The organism is Maribacter sp. 4G9, assembly GCF_002742265.1.
In the GTDB taxonomy this organism is placed as follows: domain Bacteria; phylum Bacteroidota; class Bacteroidia; order Flavobacteriales; family Flavobacteriaceae; genus Maribacter.
Map to the genome: position 1 here is coordinate 25,219 of NZ_MDGL01000156.1, position 18,937 is coordinate 44,155.

General features: G+C 42.1%; 18 protein-coding genes and 1 pseudogene. 9 read left to right on the forward strand and 10 right to left on the reverse strand.

The window, feature by feature from the left end:
• The first annotated feature begins 65 nt into the window (after positions 1 to 65).
• Positions 66 to 776, forward strand: a complete 711-nt coding sequence (locus BFP75_RS15190; RefSeq protein WP_099546218.1) for a class I SAM-dependent methyltransferase — start codon at positions 66 to 68, stop codon at positions 774 to 776.
• A gap of 119 nt (positions 777 to 895) precedes the next feature.
• A complete protein-coding gene (locus BFP75_RS15195; RefSeq protein WP_099546219.1) occupies positions 896 to 1,771 on the forward strand; it encodes a hypothetical protein in 876 nt (291 codons plus the stop codon).
• A gap of 213 nt (positions 1,772 to 1,984) precedes the next feature.
• Here the strand turns inward: BFP75_RS15195 and BFP75_RS15200 are convergent, their stop codons facing one another.
• Both BFP75_RS15200 and BFP75_RS15205 read right to left on the reverse strand, forming a co-directional pair.
• Positions 1,985 to 2,617 (reverse strand): 7-carboxy-7-deazaguanine synthase QueE, encoded by a 633-nt coding sequence (locus tag BFP75_RS15200; RefSeq protein WP_099546220.1) that lies wholly within the window; start codon positions 2,615 to 2,617, stop codon positions 1,985 to 1,987.
• Positions 2,618 to 2,670: 53 nt separating this feature from the next.
• Positions 2,671 to 4,431, reverse strand: coding sequence for a PQQ-dependent sugar dehydrogenase (locus tag BFP75_RS15205; protein WP_099546221.1), 1,761 nt, complete (start codon positions 4,429 to 4,431; stop codon positions 2,671 to 2,673).
• 230 nt (positions 4,432 to 4,661) lie between these two features.
• Between BFP75_RS15205 and BFP75_RS15210 the strand changes: the two genes are divergently transcribed.
• From BFP75_RS15210 to BFP75_RS15230, 5 genes and pseudogenes are all read left to right on the forward strand, one after another.
• Entirely contained in the window at positions 4,662 to 6,173 is a 1,512-nt protein-coding gene (locus BFP75_RS15210) for a helicase HerA-like domain-containing protein (protein ID WP_099546348.1), read from the forward strand.
• A 114-nt stretch (positions 6,174 to 6,287) separates the two neighbouring features.
• A complete protein-coding gene (locus BFP75_RS15215; RefSeq protein ID WP_099546222.1) occupies positions 6,288 to 6,842 on the forward strand; it encodes a hypothetical protein in 555 nt (184 codons plus the stop codon).
• Between the two features lie 43 nt (positions 6,843 to 6,885).
• Positions 6,886 to 7,725, forward strand: coding sequence for an alpha/beta fold hydrolase (locus BFP75_RS15220; protein ID WP_099546223.1), 840 nt, complete (start codon positions 6,886 to 6,888; stop codon positions 7,723 to 7,725).
• A 61-nt stretch (positions 7,726 to 7,786) separates the two neighbouring features.
• Positions 7,787 to 8,037 (forward strand): annotated as a pseudogene (locus BFP75_RS15225) (Rho termination factor N-terminal domain-containing protein).
• Between the two features lie 3 nt (positions 8,038 to 8,040).
• A complete protein-coding gene (locus BFP75_RS15230) occupies positions 8,041 to 8,466 on the forward strand; it encodes a VOC family protein (RefSeq protein ID WP_099546224.1) in 426 nt (141 codons plus the stop codon).
• A gap of 1 nt (position 8,467) precedes the next feature.
• Here the strand turns inward: BFP75_RS15230 and BFP75_RS15235 are convergent, their stop codons facing one another.
• The 4 genes from BFP75_RS15235 to BFP75_RS15250 all read right to left on the reverse strand — a co-directional run bounded on the left by BFP75_RS15235 (position 8,468) and on the right by BFP75_RS15250 (position 12,931).
• On the reverse strand, positions 8,468 to 9,439 hold the full coding sequence (locus BFP75_RS15235) for an aldo/keto reductase (RefSeq protein WP_099546225.1): 972 nt from the start codon (positions 9,437 to 9,439) through the stop codon (positions 8,468 to 8,470).
• An 11-nt stretch (positions 9,440 to 9,450) separates the two neighbouring features.
• A complete protein-coding gene (locus BFP75_RS15240; RefSeq protein ID WP_099546226.1) occupies positions 9,451 to 10,485 on the reverse strand; it encodes a glycoside hydrolase family 43 protein in 1,035 nt (344 codons plus the stop codon).
• A gap of 102 nt (positions 10,486 to 10,587) precedes the next feature.
• Positions 10,588 to 11,208, reverse strand: coding sequence for a DUF2306 domain-containing protein (locus BFP75_RS15245; RefSeq protein WP_099546227.1), 621 nt, complete (start codon positions 11,206 to 11,208; stop codon positions 10,588 to 10,590).
• Positions 11,201 to 12,931: an alpha/beta hydrolase-fold protein gene (locus tag BFP75_RS15250; protein ID WP_099546228.1), complete on the reverse strand. Its 1,731-nt coding sequence runs from the start codon at positions 12,929 to 12,931 to the stop codon at positions 11,201 to 11,203. The genes BFP75_RS15245 and BFP75_RS15250 overlap by 8 nt, the downstream gene beginning before the upstream one ends.
• A gap of 140 nt (positions 12,932 to 13,071) precedes the next feature.
• On the opposite strand from BFP75_RS15250, the gene BFP75_RS21925 reads away from it, so the two are divergent.
• Entirely contained in the window at positions 13,072 to 13,221 is a 150-nt protein-coding gene (locus BFP75_RS21925) for a hypothetical protein (RefSeq protein WP_165776615.1), read from the forward strand.
• A 49-nt stretch (positions 13,222 to 13,270) separates the two neighbouring features.
• On the opposite strand, the gene BFP75_RS15255 is transcribed toward BFP75_RS21925, so the two are convergent.
• From BFP75_RS15255 to BFP75_RS15270, 4 genes are all read right to left on the reverse strand, one after another.
• A complete protein-coding gene (locus BFP75_RS15255; RefSeq protein WP_099546229.1) occupies positions 13,271 to 14,155 on the reverse strand; it encodes a bifunctional 5,10-methylenetetrahydrofolate dehydrogenase/5,10-methenyltetrahydrofolate cyclohydrolase in 885 nt (294 codons plus the stop codon).
• A gap of 113 nt (positions 14,156 to 14,268) precedes the next feature.
• The gene (ffh, locus tag BFP75_RS15260) at positions 14,269 to 15,600 is read right to left on the reverse strand and encodes a signal recognition particle protein (protein WP_099546230.1); all 1,332 of its coding nucleotides are present in this window, start codon (positions 15,598 to 15,600) and stop codon (positions 14,269 to 14,271) included.
• A gap of 386 nt (positions 15,601 to 15,986) precedes the next feature.
• A complete protein-coding gene (locus tag BFP75_RS15265) occupies positions 15,987 to 16,409 on the reverse strand; it encodes a hypothetical protein (protein WP_240531808.1) in 423 nt (140 codons plus the stop codon).
• A gap of 61 nt (positions 16,410 to 16,470) precedes the next feature.
• Complete coding sequence (locus BFP75_RS15270) at positions 16,471 to 18,228, reverse strand: hypothetical protein (RefSeq protein ID WP_099546231.1); 1,758 nt, start codon at positions 18,226 to 18,228, stop codon at positions 16,471 to 16,473.
• A 104-nt stretch (positions 18,229 to 18,332) separates the two neighbouring features.
• Between BFP75_RS15270 and BFP75_RS15275 the strand changes: the two genes are divergently transcribed.
• Positions 18,333 to 18,845: an RNA polymerase sigma factor gene (locus BFP75_RS15275; protein ID WP_099546232.1), complete on the forward strand. Its 513-nt coding sequence runs from the start codon at positions 18,333 to 18,335 to the stop codon at positions 18,843 to 18,845.
• Positions 18,846 to 18,937 lie beyond the last annotated feature (92 nt).

Below are 18,937 nucleotides of genomic sequence, written 5' to 3' on the forward strand. Positions count from 1 at the left end.
TTTCGTATCAAAACTAGGTAAGTACTTTTTAAAACAAGATTTTTGTACCACAAAATTCGTAAAATTTGTCAAAGGACATTTTGGGCAAGGCCCTTTTGGATTATCATAATCTTGAGTATACGGAAGATATCATCACACATTCTTCCTTGGATGGGGAAGACAGTTTGCCGCTTCCCTACATGTTCAGGAGTTTTGAACAAATGCCCCTTTTGGAACAGATTGCTTTGGAGCATTGTAAAGGTACCGTACTGGATGTGGGTTGTGGGGCAGGCAACCATAGTCTGTATTTGCAAGATAAAGGATTTGATGTAACAGGTTTAGACGCTTCCTCCGGTGCCATTTCGGTTTGTAAACAAAGAGGAGTGCTAAAGACGATACATGACGATTTTCTAAGTATTGGTGGTCAAAAATATGACACGCTTCTTCTCTTGATGAACGGGATAGGGATAGCTGGCAAACTAAAAAACCTGGACCGCTATTTGAACCAGATGAAAAGCCTATTACATCCAAACGGACAAGTTTTGCTGGATTCCAGCGATATTCTGTACATGTACGAGTCGGACGATGCCGATGGTGGCCATTGGATCCCCCAGCATATGGACTATTACGGGGAGGTCACCTTTACCATGACCTATAAGAATGAAGAAAGTGAGGCATTTGATTGGTTGTACCTAGATTTCAATACCCTGAAAAGGGCGGCCACGTTTAATGGCCTTACTTGTGAAATGCTGAAACAGGGCGGAAATGACGACTTTTTGGCGAGAATCTACCGATAAAAATACCAGTGCACCGCTTTTTACGTTATTTTTAGGGAGAAAAAGAAAGTTGGCCCATTGAGGGAAGTACCCAGCCTTTTATTATAAAGGCACCTCCGGTCCAGAAAAAATTGCTCTTAATGAAGAAATTAGGCCTTATCTTATTGTCGCTAGTTTTTCTTGCCCATACCTCATGTTCAAAAGACAATGGGGAAAGTTCAAGTGAACTGCGTGTGGACAAACGAGGTAATCTTTTGGGAACCGGAGATTCCGCAAACGATATCCTCTCCAATACCAATTTTGATAAATTACAAATAGAAATCGCCTATGTTAAGGGCTTTAGGCCCACCTTCCAGGCCATGGCCAATTTCAATGATTTTCTAAGAGCACATACTTTTAAGGAGGAGATTGATATTATCTATACGGAATTGACTTCGCCCAACGAAGAAAGCCTAACGCTAGAAGAAATTGTTGACCTTGAGCAGGAAAATAGAACGGCGTACAACAAAGATCGCACCTTAGCCATTTATATTTATTTTGCCGATTCCCCAGCTGATGGCGATGAGGAAGAGGAAGGCTTGGTCACTTTAGGCGCAGTGTACCGTAACACTTCTATGGTATTGCATGGTATTACTATTCGCAGACTGGCCGCACAGAGCACCTTTATTTCCGATGGTGATGTGGAAGGCGCCACTTTGAACCATGATTTTGGACACCTTTTTGGATTGGTAAACCTTGGTACCGAAGCCCTTTCGGACCATGAGGACAGCGATGCGGAAAACCATTGTAACGTAAATGGATGCCTCATGCGTGCGGAATTACAGTTTTCACTTTCGGGCAAATCGATTTTAGACCCAAAAAAAAGTGCCTATGCCGCCAATCTTAATCCTGCATGTGTTTTATCGGGCGCTACCGTAATGGGATTATTGCAGCCTTCAAAAACAGAAAGGTCCGTTGAAATTCCCGGTCTGGGTTCCGCATGTGTTGAAGATATTCAAGGAAATGGGGCTAGGTAAACATCCAACTATCAAAATCCATGAAAAAGCAAAAAATATCAGGGGTTAAAATATTCAATAAACAAAATCCAAATTCCAAATTACAAATTCCAAATTAATTAAAAAACAAGTTGTGGTTTTGGCAGTGAACAAGTTTCAAAAAATTAGATTTTTTTGGTAATAGAGGTGCTGGCAAAATTGTTATTGGGCAAGATCAATTTCAACCATCACTTTTTAAGGAATATTCAAGTATTTATGGGTCTGTAAGGAAACCTTCCATTTAGGATTTTTCATGACATACTCCACGATTATTGGGGTCACCTTCTCACGTATGCTCCACTCTGGCTGTAAATACAGGATACAATCCTTGTTCGTTTGGGCGGCCTGTTCTTCGGCAAAAATCAAATCATGTTTGTTGTAAACAATCACTTTGAGTTCATGGGCTTCATCATATATACGCCCAACTGGTAGTTTCTTCTTTTTGGGCGATAAACATATCCAATCCCAAGTTCCTGTCAATATATATGCACCGGAAGTTTCAATATGGGTTTTCAGGTTTCGGGCTTTCAACTTTTCCGTCAAAGGCCCCATATCCCACGTCAAGGGCTCACCCCCCGTTACCACAATGGTATCCGAGTATTTTGCCGCATTTTCAACTATATGATCTATATCCGTGGGGGGATGCGTTTCCGCATTCCAACTCTCCTTAACATCGCACCAATGACAACCTACGTCGCATCCACCCACCCTAATGAAATATGCTGCCGTTCCTTTGTGAAAGCCTTCGCCCTGAATGGTGTAGAATTCTTCCATTAAGGGAAGAAAGAGCCCCTTATTCACCATCTCCAAAACACTGTTTTCTGACATTTGGCAAAGATAGGAAAAGACATGGGTAAAGTTTTCAGTCCTAGGTGCCAATTTTAGGAGGAAAGTGCATCTTTGTCTATGCAATCCACCACCATATAGACCTTACCATCATATTTGGTAAAAAGATAGAGTTCGCCAGCACTGTCCATGCCCCATCTAAGATCCACCCGGGCACCGCCCAACAAGGCATCAAAGGTGGTAGCCTTTCCGTTAAGGACAAACCCCATTTTTTTGATGGGTGCCAGCTGTCCCCGATGCGCATTAGTTACATCTGCCATGAATAGTGTACCGCGTGGAATATCGCCAAAGAGGTATTTGCCCTGGAGTTTTTCCATCTTACCATAATAAACATAGCCTCCTGAAACTGCATTGCCCTCATCATGATCATACTGTATGATGGGATAAACAAAGTCCTCATCGTCTTTGGGTAACGGATAGACCACCTCTGTATTGGCATCGGCATCAAAAACAAAGGTACCTTCCCTGTTGGGCCAACCATAATTACGTCCTTTTTCCACAAGGTTCACTTCTTCTACACTATGCCTGCCAATATTGGAGACATACATACGACTCGGATCTTCGGCATCCCACGAAATCCGATGGGGGTTTCTGAAACCATAGGCCCATATTTCTGGGATACCCTCGCTATTTCCCACAAAGGGATTATCGGGCGGAAGACCGTATTGGCCATTTACGCTATTACTTCCCGAAGGATCTATTCTGATTACCGACCCCCATATTTCGTCCTCACTTCCCACAAATTGGGGTTTATCTGCATATATGGCCCCGCCATCACCAATACATAGGTATAGGAGTCCGTAATCCGAATCTCCCTTTTTGGCCATGGGATTAAAGGAAACCTCTTGAAACCCGTGTACGGTACCCAACATATCCATCCTCAATAGCTCCCTTTTCGACCCACTGAACTGTTGCTCTTCGGGATTTTGAGCCTTCCATTCTGTAAGCACCCATTGCAGCCCAACCTTTAGACTATCAGGCAATGAGAAATCAGCCTCCCGTGTATGGGCCGGCTCCGTATGGGTGGTGTATAGCAGTCCGTTTTCTTCAAAATTTGGGTGAATGTCAAAACTACCTATTCCAGTTCCAAAACCTGGAACATTGATGAAATTTGGAAGCTGCTGGACCATATCCAGATACGTTTTGACCGTAGTACCCTTTGCCTCGTATAATTTCCCGTTAAGATCTGCAATAAAAAGCCGTTCCCCTTCAGACGAACGCAAGCCTGCCAATTTATTGATGCGCGCCTTGGGATGATGTTCTGCACTGGCGGGCACTTGAAGTACTTCTTCCAACACCAACAGGAGATTGGACTCGGTTATTTTTTCTGTTATGGGATCCGACAAAGCCCCTGGTCTTTTCTTTTTACTCTTTCTTTCCGCCTCGGAATACTTATGGATAAATCCCAAAAGTGCCTCCAATTCGTCCTCTGAAAAATGCTCAAAAGCCGGCATATACGTAGAATAGGCTTCATAAAGTTGAACGCTTCTTTCGTCACCGGCCTCTATTTTTTTCTTGGGATTCCTAATAAAATCAGTAAGCCAAGCCTTATCCGCCTTACCGGTAACTCCGGCCAAATTTGGACCAATAATATCTGCATTAAAATCGTGGCAACTGGCACAATGCATATTGAACAATTGCATACCTTTCTGTACGGATAGCTCATCTTGCAGGTAATTGTCTACTATGTCCGCTTTAGGGTGCGGGTCCTTTTTCGCATTGCTATTACAAGAAAAAAGGCCGAGACACAGGCCCAAAAGTATATAAATCTGCCCCTTTGGCACTAAAAATGTCATGATGGTAAATTTAAATGATGTGGTTAAAGCCCTTGTCAGCCCCCTAAATACCACGATCCTTTTTAATTTTTGTGGGTAGGCGTACCACCTTTTACTGACCCTAAGATACACATAGCACGTAAATTCACAGCAGAAAAATGCTTTGACGAATGGTGATTTTTTTGGGTTTTGGAATACATTCCCTTTTTCTATTGCTTAAAAATCTTCTATTTTTAACAAAAAATAAAAGCATGGCTTCCAAGGACAGTTTTTTTGAACATATTGAAAAGGGATACGCTACCAAAGGTGATTATATCACCATGGGTGCCGCGATGTTAAACGGCGAAGCCATGACCAATGCCCTGGTAAAGGTGCCTTTAAAAACGCTGAACCGTCACGGTTTAATCGCGGGGGCAACAGGAACGGGTAAAACCAAAACCTTACAGGTCTTGGCCGAGAATCTATCTGACAAGGGAATTCCCGTTCTTCTAATGGATTTGAAGGGCGATTTGAGTGGATTGGCCCAGCCAAGCCCCGGTCACCCAAAAATTGACGAGCGCCATGCCAAAATTGGAATTCCGTTCGAATCCAAAAAATTTCCCGTGGAGATTCTTTCCTTATCGGAACAGGGCGGGGTCAAATTAAGGGCCACCGTATCTGAATTTGGTCCCATACTACTCTCCAGAATATTGGATCTCTCCGAAACTCAAGAAGGAATTGTTGCGGTAATCTTTAAGTACTGTGACGATAATAAATTGCCATTATTAGACCTCAAAGATTTCAAAAAGGTCTTGCAATACGCTACAGGAGAGGGTAAAGCCGAATTTACGGAAGAATATGGCCGAATTTCTACCAGCTCCACAGGAACGATTCTCAGAAAAATAATCGAGTTGGAACAGCAGGGGGCCGACCTCTTTTTTGGTGAAAAATCCTTTGAAGTGAACGACCTAACCCGAATCGATGAAAATGGGCGGGGATACATCAATATAATCAGGCTTACGGATATACAGGATAGACCCAAACTATTCTCCACCTTTATGCTGAGCCTATTGGCGGAGATTTATGACACCTTTCCAGAGCTTGGAGATAGCGAAAGACCGGAATTGATCTTGTTTATTGACGAAGCACATCTCATTTTCAACCAAGCATCCAAGGCCCTTTTGGATCAAATTGAAAGCATCGTGAAGTTGATTCGTTCCAAAGGCATTGGGTTATATTTTGTTACCCAAAACCCCACGGACGTACCCAACGAAGTGTTGGCACAACTTGGTCTAAAAGTACAACATGCCTTGAGGGCCTTTACGGCCAGGGATCGAAAAGCAATCAAACTTACTGCTGAAAACTATCCTATTTCGGACTATTACGATACCAAGGAAGTACTCACCTCCTTAGGAATTGGGGAAGCCTTGATTTCCGCCCTGGATGAAAAAGGAAGACCCACCCCTTTGGCAGCTACCCTATTGAGGGCACCTATGAGTCGGATGGATATATTATCGGATACAGAATTAGAGGAGCTCATTGACAAATCCAAGTTGGTAAAAAAATACAGCGAAGTAATCGATCGCGAAAGTGCCTATGAGATTTTGAACGAGAAAATTGAAAAAGCAGAGGAATTGGCCCAAAAAGAAAAGGAAAAGGCCCAAACCACTCGAAGAACCTCATCCACTAGAAGAAGTACCAGACAAAACCCGGTAGTCAAGGTGCTTACGAGTGCCACATTTATAAGGGGTGTACTTGGTGTATTAAAAAAAGTCATGCGATAATCTTTATGAAATGATCCAAAGCTATAGCTGATCTAGTAGAAAATAACAAAAGGCAATAACGGCCCAGTACTGAGCGGAGTTGAAGTATGACATAAAAACAGTATTTAAGAACACATGAAATCAATCAAAACAATCATTATTCTTTTTTCTTTGATCATGATTGCACAGTGTCAAAAAGAAGAGGACAATACTTTTAAAATCACCACAGATCATGTGGGTAAATTAAACAAATCAAGTTTGGCAAGGGATCTGGACCTCATTTACGAAAACGACTCCGTAGTCCGTGATACCATTCAGTCCAACTTTGGGAACGGTTCCAGTAAAATTAAAATATATGAAAAAGGGGGCACGCTATTGCTCACCCTAACCCCCAATACGGATAGTATTCCTACAATCCAAAATGTGTTAATTAACGATAAACGTTTCAAGACCGATACCGGAATCAATATTGAAAGCACCTTTAAGGATATTCAGGAGAAATATGAAATAAAAAAAATAATTACCTCCATAAACAACGTAATCATCCTATTGAAGGATAGTGACCTCTATTTAACGATTGCCAAAGAGGAATTGCCCGAAAATCTTCGCTATAAGGCAAATACCAATATTGAGGCCGTTCAAATTCCCGATGCGGCGAAAATAAAGTATATGATGGTAGGTTGGGATTAATTTTTCCAAATTCACCGCACATCAATTTCGACAAAGATTTTTTATGAAAGCATTGTTTAAAAAACTCATTCCAAAATTTTACGGTGCTTTATTAAACCTTTATGTTTTCCTAAGTCCAAAAAAGACGGTAGAAAAAGCGTTCACCATATTCACAAAAGTTAGAAAAGGCAGGGTATTACCGCATCAAAATGACTATTTGGACCCAGTAAGGCATGAACGAATCGATATAGGCGACCATACCATACAAACCTATAAATGGCCTGGGAACAAAGAGACGGTTCTACTGGTACATGGTTGGGAAAGCAACACCTGGAGATGGCACAAATTAATCGAAAAATTAAGGGAGGCACATTTCAATATACTGGCCTTTGATGCCCCTGCACATGGATATTCATCGGGCAAATACCTGTATGTTCCACTCTATGCGGAAATCGTAGAGGAAATGATAAAAATATATAAACCAGACCATCTGATAGGACATTCCGTGGGAGGCATGACCCTATTATATAATGAATATCAAAATCCGAACGCCAAAGTCAAAAAAATGGTGACCATAGCCTCCCCATCGGAATTCCATGAAATCATTACCCACTTTCAGATTCTTTTAGGCCTCTCCAATAAGGTATCGAGTGCCTTGGAAATCTATGTTAAAAATAGATTCGGTTTTACCATACGGGAATTTTCATCTACCAGGTTCGTACAAAAAAACAATAAAAAGGGCCTACTATTGCATGACCGTTGGGATAAAATTACTCCATATCATGCTTCAGAAAATGTACACGCCGCATGGAAAGAAAGCACTTTTATTACCACGGAAGGATTGGGCCACTCCTTGCATCAAGAAGATGTCAACAAGAAAATAATTTCTTTTTTACAAGATTAAGGAACCCATAAAGTAAATAGACAATTCTTTTTCCCTGCTTTTGGTCAGTTTTAAAATAAAAATGTCCAAGAACAATGATAAACCACATATAAAGAACGAGGAACAATACGAAGCTATGGTGGAAAAAGGATATAGCAAGGAGAAGGCCGCCAGAATCGCCAACACTCCAGATGCAGGAACAAAAGGAGGCAATGCTTCCACATATGAAGAGCGGACGAAGAAGAGCTTTATGAAAAAGCGAAAGAAATTGGTATCGAAGGACGTTCGAAAATGAACAAAAAAGAGTTAATTTCGGCTTTACGAAATAACTAGACAATGAGCCAAGTATCACCCTTTCATATTGCCATTCCGGTACACAATTTGGCGGAATGCAGAAAATTCTATAACGAAGTATTGAACTGCGAGGAAGGAAGAAGTAGCGACCATTGGGTCGACTTCAACCTCTTTGGTCATCAATTGGTCATCCATTACAAACCAAAATCAGAAACGGAAACACTTCACCACAATCCTGTGGACGGCCACGATGTCCCGGTTCCACATTATGGGGTCGTGCTGCCTTGGGACACCTTTGAAAGCTTCTCTGAAGAACTTAAACGGAAAGGCGTACAATTTGTCATTGAACCTTATATTAGGTTCAAAGGACTTGTAGGCGAACAAGCCACCATGTTCTTTTTAGATCCTGCCGGAAACGCCTTGGAGTTTAAGGCGTTCAAGGATATGGGACAATTGTTTGCCAAATAGGCTACTGTGACCAAGACGTTGGCACCCTGTCCCAACGATGTTTTCTGAGTTCCCCATAGAGTTCGTTGGACATGGATTTGCCATCACTTGTAGCCGTGTTGGCCAATACATTGCGCTGTTTTCTCATGCCAGGTATGGTTGTTCCCACATGTTTGTTCTCCAAAATAAACCGAAGGGCCATCTCCGCCATGGTCATGCCTTCTGGAATCAATGGCCTTAATGCATCCGCATGTTCTACGGAAGAATGAAGATTTTCCGGAACAAAATAAGTGCCTCTCCAATCGCCTTCTGGGAAGGTGGTTTCCTTGGTCAAATTTCCTGTTAAGGTTCCTTCATCGAACGGTACCCTTGCTATGACCCCTATATCCAATTTTTCGCAAAGTGGGAATAGTTTGTCCTCCGGTGCCTGATCAAAAATATTGTAGATTACCTGCACGGCATCCAGCATTCCCGTTTTAAGGGCCAAAATGCCATTCTCTGGTTCCCAACGGTTCATACTAATTCCCATAGCCGCGACCTTACCGGTCTTTTTCAACTCCTCGATAGCCCGTTGCCACTCCTCCCGTTCGCTCCAAGTATCGTCCCAGGTATGAAACTGCATTAAGTCTATTTGTTCCAATCCCAAGTTTTTCAAAGTCTTATGCGTGTATTCCATGATATGTTCCGTGGGATATGAATCCTCAAAGGCATATTCAGGTTTGGCCGGCCATTGAAAATTCTTGGGCGGTATTTTGCTTGCCGTATATAGTTTTTTAGAAGGGTGTCTTTTTACAAGGTCGCCCAGAAGCTCTTCACTATGCCCTTCTCCATATCCCCATGCAGTATCAAAAAAATTGACGCCATGTTCAACTGCAATGTCAAGGGACTTTGCGGATTGTTCATCGTCCGAAGCTTTCCAACCAGCCATACCCCACATACCGTACCCTATTTCGCTAACTTGCCAATCTGTCCTTCCAAACCTTCTATATTTCATTCCTCAAGAATTTATTTATTATTAATCGCTCTTTTTTCAACACCCTCAAAGGTAATTTTTACAAGCTTAATTGTACCATCTCTGTTGAATTCCATGCTATCCAGGCAGGTAACCCTATGATCCCTATCCTCATTGGGTATCGGCCTGCGGTGATATACCATGATCCACTCATCCGTTCCGGGAACATTGATTACGGAATGATGTCCAGCACCCGTTGCGACGGCCTCGTCGGACTGCAAAACCGTTCCAATTTTTTTATAGGGACCCGTTGCCTTATCGGCCATGGCGTATACCACCCGATAACTACCATCCGTCCAATTTCCTTCAGACCACATAAAATAATATATACCCTTCCGCAGAAACATAAACGGACCCTCTACATATCCTTCGGGCGTAATTTCCCTAAAAACACTTCCATCCTCCCATGGGATGAAACCTGTAAAATCATTGTTCAATCTTCCTAGGTTACAATGACTCCATCCGCCATAGAAAAAATAGTAAGTGCCGTCCACGTCCTTAAAAACGAATTGATCAATGGGTTGGGCGTCGTTGTAAAAATCGGAAATCAAAGGTTTGCCCAAATAATCCTGGAAGGGGCCACCTGGATTATCGGCCACGGCAATACCTATTCCCCCGTAATGATTGATATCATTATTGGGATCATAGGAGGACCTCCCCAGCCTTTGTATATCGTTGGCACCAAAAAACAGGTAATACTTTTTGTCCTTTTCAATAATGGAAGGGGCCCATAAGGCCTGCCTCAACCATTTTATCTTTGTCGTATCCAATATGTTTTCATGCTTTTCCCATTCGACAAGATCTTTGGAGGAAAATGCATCAAAATGCAACTGTTTGTCATAATCATCAGAATACGTGGGATAAATCCAGTATTCCCCGTTCAAAACCGCACCTTCAGGATCGGCATACCAGCCCTCAAATATAGGATTACCTGACATGGAATCTGAATTATTTCCTTGACCTATTGCCAATTTACAAAGCAAAAACAGGATGGAAATAAAAAACAATGTATTTAAATTTTTACACATTTTTAGCGATTTTTTGTGTCAGTATTATGTGCACAGAATTTTGTTGGAAGATATTCAATTGCGAAGGAACATCACGTTCAGAACCTTAAAATTCAAGAATTTTTATCCTATAGAAAGCCCTTTACGCCGCACCCAGTAAAAGGCGAAAATGAGATTTGGCACCCATGCCAACCAGGCCACAATACGGTATGCCGGTTCAAAAGAACCCATAAGCAAAATTAATAGGGGCAACCAAATCCTCAGTGTTACCGCACCAAAACAGGCAGCATAACTATAGATCATAAAGACCTTATGCTTTTCAATGTCCCCATGTCTAATGGCCATATAGGCCGTAATCGTAAAATACAGCCAAAAAACGGCCAACATGAAAAAACCTGTCATGGCCACAGGTCCCCCAGTGGCATAAAATGCAATAAATCCTCCACAAAGTCCACTTACCATAACGGCCCCTACATACACTTTCCCTATGGCCCGATGCCTAGCCAAATTTGAATTACGGAAACGTTTGCTAAACTGCACCCAACCTATCATGAGCGCAAGACCCCCGAAAAGTATATGTCCATAAAACCCAATATTCCAGATTGAATTGGCCAATAATTCCTGGCTTTTGGACAGCAACAATCCTATTTCGCCCTGGGCAAAAACATACATTAGCGGATAGAATCCAACGGCAATGGCCAAGAGTCCAAATACAAACCATGCAACCCTATTTGTTCTATTCATAGCGCCAACTTGTAAGATCTGCCCCCGTGGGGGCACTTTCCGCAATTCGTTTCATGATCTTTGGCACGTACATGGAGTTGTATCGCAACCTACTTATGGCATTAGGCAGCTCTGGATCACCGTTCCAGCAGTGCTCGGCCCGGTCCCCGTATAATACTTCCCCTTCATAATAGGGTTCTGTAGTGCTCTCCAAAAAATCCTCCATCAAATAGACCGCATTGTTCAGGTAGTAATTATCCATATCCCCGCAATAAATATGGATTTTACCTTTTAAATTTTCTCCCAATTTTTCCCAATCACGCTCCATGATGTATCGAAGATCGTAATTCTCTTTCCAATATTCGGCAACCTTATGGTCAATATCCCCGGTCATTTTATCCCAAATTCTAACTGGATAGCCGTCATCACCTTGGGGAGAGTAGGTGGCTTCCCAAATATCCCATTGTTGTCCAGACCGGGATTTGTCCCCTAACACCAATTCCAAATGGTTTCCCTGTCTCAAGGTCGATTGTATGTTTCCCAAATAATCCCGATGGGAAGGCACTTCCAATTTTTTGTGGACAGCATCATAGTAATAAGCATTTTCATCCTCATAAATATTGGTAAGACAATAGGCCCGGAAATCGATTGGATCCGGACAAGCGGCAAAACAGCCATTGTATTCCTCCGGATATTTTACCTGAACCGCCAAAGCCTCCCATCCTCCGGTAGAACCGCCATACAAGAAGCGAGACCATCCCTCGCCCATGCCCCTAAACTCTTTTTCGATATAAGGAATTAGTTCATAGGTGATAGCATCCCCATAAGGTCCTTGACTGGCCGAATTCACCGCATAGGAATCATCATAATATGGGGTTGGATGTTGAATTTCGATGATCAAAAACCTAGGGAAATCCGGTTCGTTCCAACGTTTGTAAAAATCATAAGCCTCTTGTTGTTGGATGATGTTATATCCTTTCATATCAAACCTTGCGGAATAATCCGGCTCCAGATTAGGGTCCGGCGGGGTTGTCCGGAAGCCACTAAAATCCGAAGGGAAATGTCCATGAAAGACCATTAGCGGATATTTGGCTTCGGGGTGTTCGTTAAAACCCTTTGGCAACAATACATGGGCACCCAGATATATATCCCTACCATAGAACTCCGATAGTTTTTCGGACTTCATCTTAATGTGCTTTATCCACTCCGTATCCTCCGGCTCGGGTATTGGTGGAATTACCTGATCCATTTCCACGGTTACATTTTGAATGCCATTGCTACCCACTCTAATCTTAAAGGGCTTGCTGTACAAATTTCCGGGTGAGCTATTCCATTGCTGCCCTTCCCCATTATCCATAGGCAATTTTACGGTATGGCCCGTGGAAAGGTTAAACGTTTCATAGACATGAAGCAACGCCTGTACATTATATTCGCCCGGTGGTATTTGCGACATACTTGGGTAGGGATATCCAAAAACAGTTTCGTCAAAAGTAATGGGCTTACCGGGAACCATACCGTCCACGTTCATTCCAAAGATCAATTGCGTGTTGAGGCCGTCATTGATTTGAAAACGGGGTTCCTTACTGTCATCGGAAGAAAACATGAGCAATAATCTACCATCTTTTCCCTCCGGGCTGGCAGATGCTGTAAAACTTACGTTCACATTATAAGTTGACTCCTTGACTTTTTGGCAAGCACCAAGCAGCAAGGCAGAGAGACAGGCAAAACAAAGAATTTTATTCATATGGGTCGGTTTTTGATAAAAAGGTAATCCATTTAATCAAGAATGCAAAAGCATACCATTTATAAAAACCTTTCGTTTAATACTATTATCAGATTGTTAGGTATCGATATGAAACCCTTACCACCCAAATCCTCATTGTTATGAAAAAAGTAGTTGCCATCCTTCTTATCTTTTCAGGAATCCTTGCCGTAAGTAGTTGCGATTATGACGACAGTAATGACCTGGACATTCTTAGACCCAACGATTCTACACAAAACGGCATTGTGCATGGCCATGGGATGCCCGAATAAAAAACCCTACAATATTCATCGTAGGGTCTTATCAGTTGATGGGTCTTTTTTATTCACGGCCTCTGTGCCTTTCCCTTGCCAATAATGTATTTTTAAGCAACATGGCAATGGTCATGGGGCCAACACCTCCCGGAACGGGGGTTATAAAAGATGCTTTTTTACTTACGTTTTCAAAGTCCACATCCCCGGTAATGTAATATCCCTTTTCCTTGGTATCGTCCGGAACACGCGTGATTCCCACATCGATGACCACTGCGTCGTCCTTTACCATCTCGGCTTTTAGGAAGTTGGGTACACCAAGAGCGGAAATAACAATATCCGCTTGCGAAATAATTTGGGTAATATTTTTTGTGTGGCTATGTGTTAGGGTCACCGTGGAGTTTCCGGGCCACCCTTTTCGGCCCATCAAAATACTCATGGGCCTTCCTACGATGTGGCTTCGGCCTATTACGACCGTATGCTTGCCTTTGGTATCTACCTGATAGCGCTCCAACAGTTCCAAAATCCCGAATGGCGTGGCCGGAATGAACGTACTCATATCCAAGGCCATTTTCCCAAAGTTCATGGGGTGGAATCCGTCCACGTCCTTATCTGGATGCACGGCCATGATAACCTTTTGTGTGTCGATTTGTTCAGGCAATGGCAACTGGACAATGAATCCGTCTATATCTTTATCCTCGTTCAGTTCGTGGATCTTCTTCAATAATTCCTGTTCAGATGTGGTACTGGGCATTCGTACCATGGTAGATTCAAACCCTACACGTTCGCAAGCCCGTACCTTGCTACCAACATACGTTAGGCTGGCACCATCGCTACCCACAATAACCGCGGCCAAGTGCGGGACCTTTTCACCCCTTTCACGCATCTTTGCCACCTCAGCGGCTATTTCATCCTTTATTTGATTTGATATTTTTTTACCGTCAAGAATTTCCATGTATTACGTATTCAGTAGGCAGTTTATTACACTACAAATTTACCCGGGTTGTTCATTTTAAATTGAATCGGTTTTACAACCAATGCGCTATCTTTCTTACAGGTCATCCGATATTAACGCCCAAGACCGCTCATCATCTGCATCATTTTTTTACCGCCACCCCCTTGCATCATCTTCATCATCTTGCTCATTTGGTCAAATTGTTTCAACAACTGGTTTATCTCCTGTACCTCTCTTCCACTACCCTTTGCGATCCTCTTTTTTCTACTAGCATCCAGTTTGGAGGGATTGGACCTTTCATCCGGAGTCATGGAATAAATAATGGCCTCTATGTGCTTAAATGCGTCATCGTCAATATCCAAACCTTTTAGCGCCTTGCCAGCTCCGGGAATCATACCCATAAGGTCCTTCATGTTTCCCATTTTTTTGATCTGCTGTATCTGTCCTAGGAAATCGTCAAAACCGAATTTGTTTTTGGCGATTTTTTTTTGGATCTTTCTGGCCTCCTCCTCATCAAATTGTTCCTGGGCCCTTTCTACCAAGGACACAACGTCACCCATTCCCAAAATACGATCGGCCATACGGGAAGGATAGAAGATATCGATAGCCTCCATTTTTTCACCCGTACCTATGAATTTTATTGGCTTGTTTACGACCGATTTTATGGAAATGGCCGCACCACCGCGGGTATCACCATCGAGCTTTGTAAGTATGACCCCGTCAAAATTAAGGACATCGTTAAATGCCTTGGCCGTGTTAACGGCATCCTGCCCTGTCATGGAATCCACCACAAATAGGGTCTCCTGCGGTTTGATAGCCTTGTGAATTTCAGATATCTCGTTCATCATCTTTTCGTCCACGGCCAATCGACCAGCGGTATCTATGATGACTACGTTATGTCCTTCTGTCTTTGCCTTGGCGATACCCGCCTTGGCGATTGCCACCGGGTCATTGTTCTCCCTATCCGAATATACAGGCACGCCAATTTGCTCCCCAACAACGTGTAGCTGATCTATGGCTGCTGGACGGTATACGTCGCACGCTACCAACAAGGGATTCTTGGATTTTTTCTTCTTTAAAAAATTGGCCAATTTACCTGAGAATGTTGTCTTACCGGAACCTTGCAGACCGGACATCAAAATCACCGAAGGATTGCCGGATAGATTGATTCCTTCTGAATCGCCCCCCATTAATTCGGTCAACTCATCCTTTACGATCTTAACCATCAATTGGCCTGGTTGCAATGAAGTCAAAACGTTTTGACCAAGCGCCTTTTCCTTTACGCGATTGGTAAATTCCTTGGCGATCTTAAAGTTGACATCCGCATCCAAGAGGGCCCTACGAACCTCTTTGGTCGTCTCCGCAACATTGATTTCCGTTATTTGTCCATGCCCTTTAAGTACATGAAGGGCTTTATCCAACTTTTCGCTTAAATTATCAAACATTTTATTCCGTTTTAAGGGGAATGCAAATTTAAGAATATCATTGCTAAACGGACATAAACACTACTAAAATCTACAAAACAAAAAGAGCATCCAAAATATGGATGCTCTTAACGCTGGGATGTGGGGCAAAAAAGGTATTACATTTTCATATGTTATTGTTTCATCTCAAGGAACGGCCAAATTAAATTTGACCTTTATATAATGAATCTAACATATATTTTTAGATAGCTTTCCATGCTATAAATCTCCCATAAAACTCCATCAACACCACCAACGAGGCCCAACTCTTTACTGCTGGTGGTGTATTTCTGGATGTTTATCATTCAATAATTATATCTTTTCAAAGACCAAACGGTCGATACTCCCATCACCGCCACTTATGTCCTTCAATTCGATTCTGCTATTGGAAAAGGAAACAATGTCCCAATCTTCCGATAATTCCGCAAAGTTGGCAGGAGAGGTGAAAAAATATTAAAATCCACATCGTCATCTGAACTACTGTCGTCATCACTACTACTGGAATCCGATGTAATGGACCATGCTCCGGAAACGGAAGTTTTACCATTATCCGCAATGAGCCTTCCGTCAGACTCGAAAACAAATGTATGATTGGAAAAATCATTTGTCTCATCTACACCGTCCTCCTCAAAAAGAGCCACACGCCAACTGCCCGATGTAACGGTAGACTTGACCTGCTCCGCATTGACCATGTCATTTAAACCATTGGAATCATCAGAGGATTCACAGGATACGAATCCCAGACCTGTCAAGGCCATTATCATTAAGCTTAATTTTTTTAGTTTTTTCATTTTTTAAAAGAGTTTTTGATTGATAAGGCCTATGGGGAATAATTCCCCATAGGCCCAATTTTTATTTTTCCAATACCAAGGTGGATATGGTACCGTCACCACTAACATCCTTTAACTCAAGTCTTCCTTGTGTCATGGAAACAAATTCCCAATCATCGGTCAGCTCGTTCATTGGCATGTTATCTCCATAATTTAGATACACTTTAAGCTTGCCATCCTTGTTTCTAAGAACTCGCCATAGTCCAGTAGCATAAACTTCCCCACCTTCTTTAAGTTCCATTTGTAGGTTTGGCATGAAGGCAGTACTATACCCTCCAAAATCAAGGGTCTCATCAACACCTTCGTCTATATAAGATGCAACGGTCCAATCACCGCCCATCATGAAGTTCCTGATTTCCAAGACATCTGCATCATCCGAATTATCGTCACAAACCCTTTGCAGAATCAATTCATAACCTATCTCTTCCACCTCAAACTTTAACCTACTTTGGGTCAATTCACGTACCGGCCAAACAAAACTTACGCCAGGTTCTTCTCCCATTGTTATGTTAACAATCAAATTCTGTTGCATGTTGAAACCTATTTCCCAGGTACCTTCTGAAGTGTTTATTCCGTTGCTTAGGGTAATTACGCCTTCGGGCATAAATTTGAACTCATAACCTAAAAGTCTATCGATTTCTTCTCCTTGATTTTTTACTTTTTTAATGATCCATTCACATTCCCTTAGAATGTTCCTTAAATTCTCCGGATCAAATCCAATACCATCACCTTCACAATCCCTACGCATCCAAATACGGTTTCTTTCCCCGTTGTAGAATTTAATTACGCCATCCTCTGTCTTGTAAATGGTCCATTCCATATTAAATCCAGATAAGGTCTCAATGTTCATGGTAACCTTTGCACCATTATCTCCCATGCCGGAAGACCAAGTACCGTTGGCCTCAAAACCTAGTCGATTGCTAACATGCACGGTTCCATCTGCCTTGAAGTCGAAATAATAATTTACATACTGTGCAATTTCACTTACGTCATCCCTAATAACTTCAAGCACGTACCATGGACAGGATACCAGAAATTCATCCAAATCCTCATCGTCAAAATCATCGTCGTTATAGTCGTTGTCATCGTCCTCGTCACAGGCATCCTTGGCGTTTCGTATGTTCATTGCCAATTCTTCATTGCTGTTCACCTCAATTTTAGAACCATCGTACAATTCCAACGTAATGGGAAAATCAAAGCTTACAAGCTCATTGTCCTCCAGACCTTTGAAGAAAAGTCTTAATTGCCTGTCACTTTCCACAACCACCTCCCCGGTTTGCTCCAAGTCGATGTCAAATGTGTACAAGGTCATAGGATATACAAAATCTATACACTCAATATCATCATCTTCACCGCCCTCTTTACACTGTTGGGCCAACTCCCGCAAATCCTCAAAACCATTGATGGTTATTTCGGTAAAGTCGCCCGATGTAATGGTGATGGGAAAAAGAATTTCCAGAAAATCCTCATCATCGTCCACCTCATCAAAAATTTCTTCTATCAATTTTAAATCTTCCCTAGAGTTTATGGTCAATTCCAATCCATTTACTTCAACGGTATAGGGAAACTTTACGTCGTAACAGCTGGTGCCGTCCACGATATTATCAAAGGAACCATCTCTGGTAACGGTATTCTGTATCAAAATACCGGCAGCTGAGCTAGCAGTTATGGCCGCTGGTTCCTCTCCTGTGTTAATCTCTTCGAATTCATCTTGACATGAGGTAAAACTCAGTGCCATTACAAATATGCCTAGGTAAGCAAAACTTAAAAACTTTTTCATAACGATTTGGTATTATAATTTATTCGGTAGTAAAACAACACGTTGAAAAAAAACCCTACCTGCTTTTTAATTTTTTTTAAAATATCTTTGAAAAAAACAGGACATTGAAAGCTGACGAACCTCAAAATGTATGCAAGGAAAGTACGTACAGTACTTTGTTCAATGCTTATTCAAAAACGATCTTCAACTACATATATTATAAGTTTGGCAATGAGGAGAAGGCAAACGATGCCGTACAGGAGGCTTTTGTAAAACTTTGGGAGAACTGTGCCAAGGTCGCTCCGGAGAAAGCAAAGTCGTTTTTATATACAGTTGCCAACAATCTATACCTAAATGTTATCAAGGCCGAAAAGGTACGACTTAAGTATGCCGATAAATCCTTAAAGACCACCCAAGAGACTCCAGAGTTTCTCATGGAGGAAAACGAATTCAGGGCAAAATTGGACCAAGCTTTGAACGACCTGCCCGATAACCAGCGGTCTACATTCCTATTGAATAGGATTGATGGAAAAAAATATGTAGAAATTGCCGAAATGGAAGGAGTAAGCGTAAAGGCCATTGAAAAGAGGATGCATTTGGCCTTAAAAGCACTACGGGAAAAAATTGAGGGGATTTAGAAGTTGGGGGTTAGGAGTTAGTGTGATAGTGTGATAGTGTGATAGTGTGATAGTGTGATAGTGTGATAGTGTGATAGTGTGATAGTGTGATA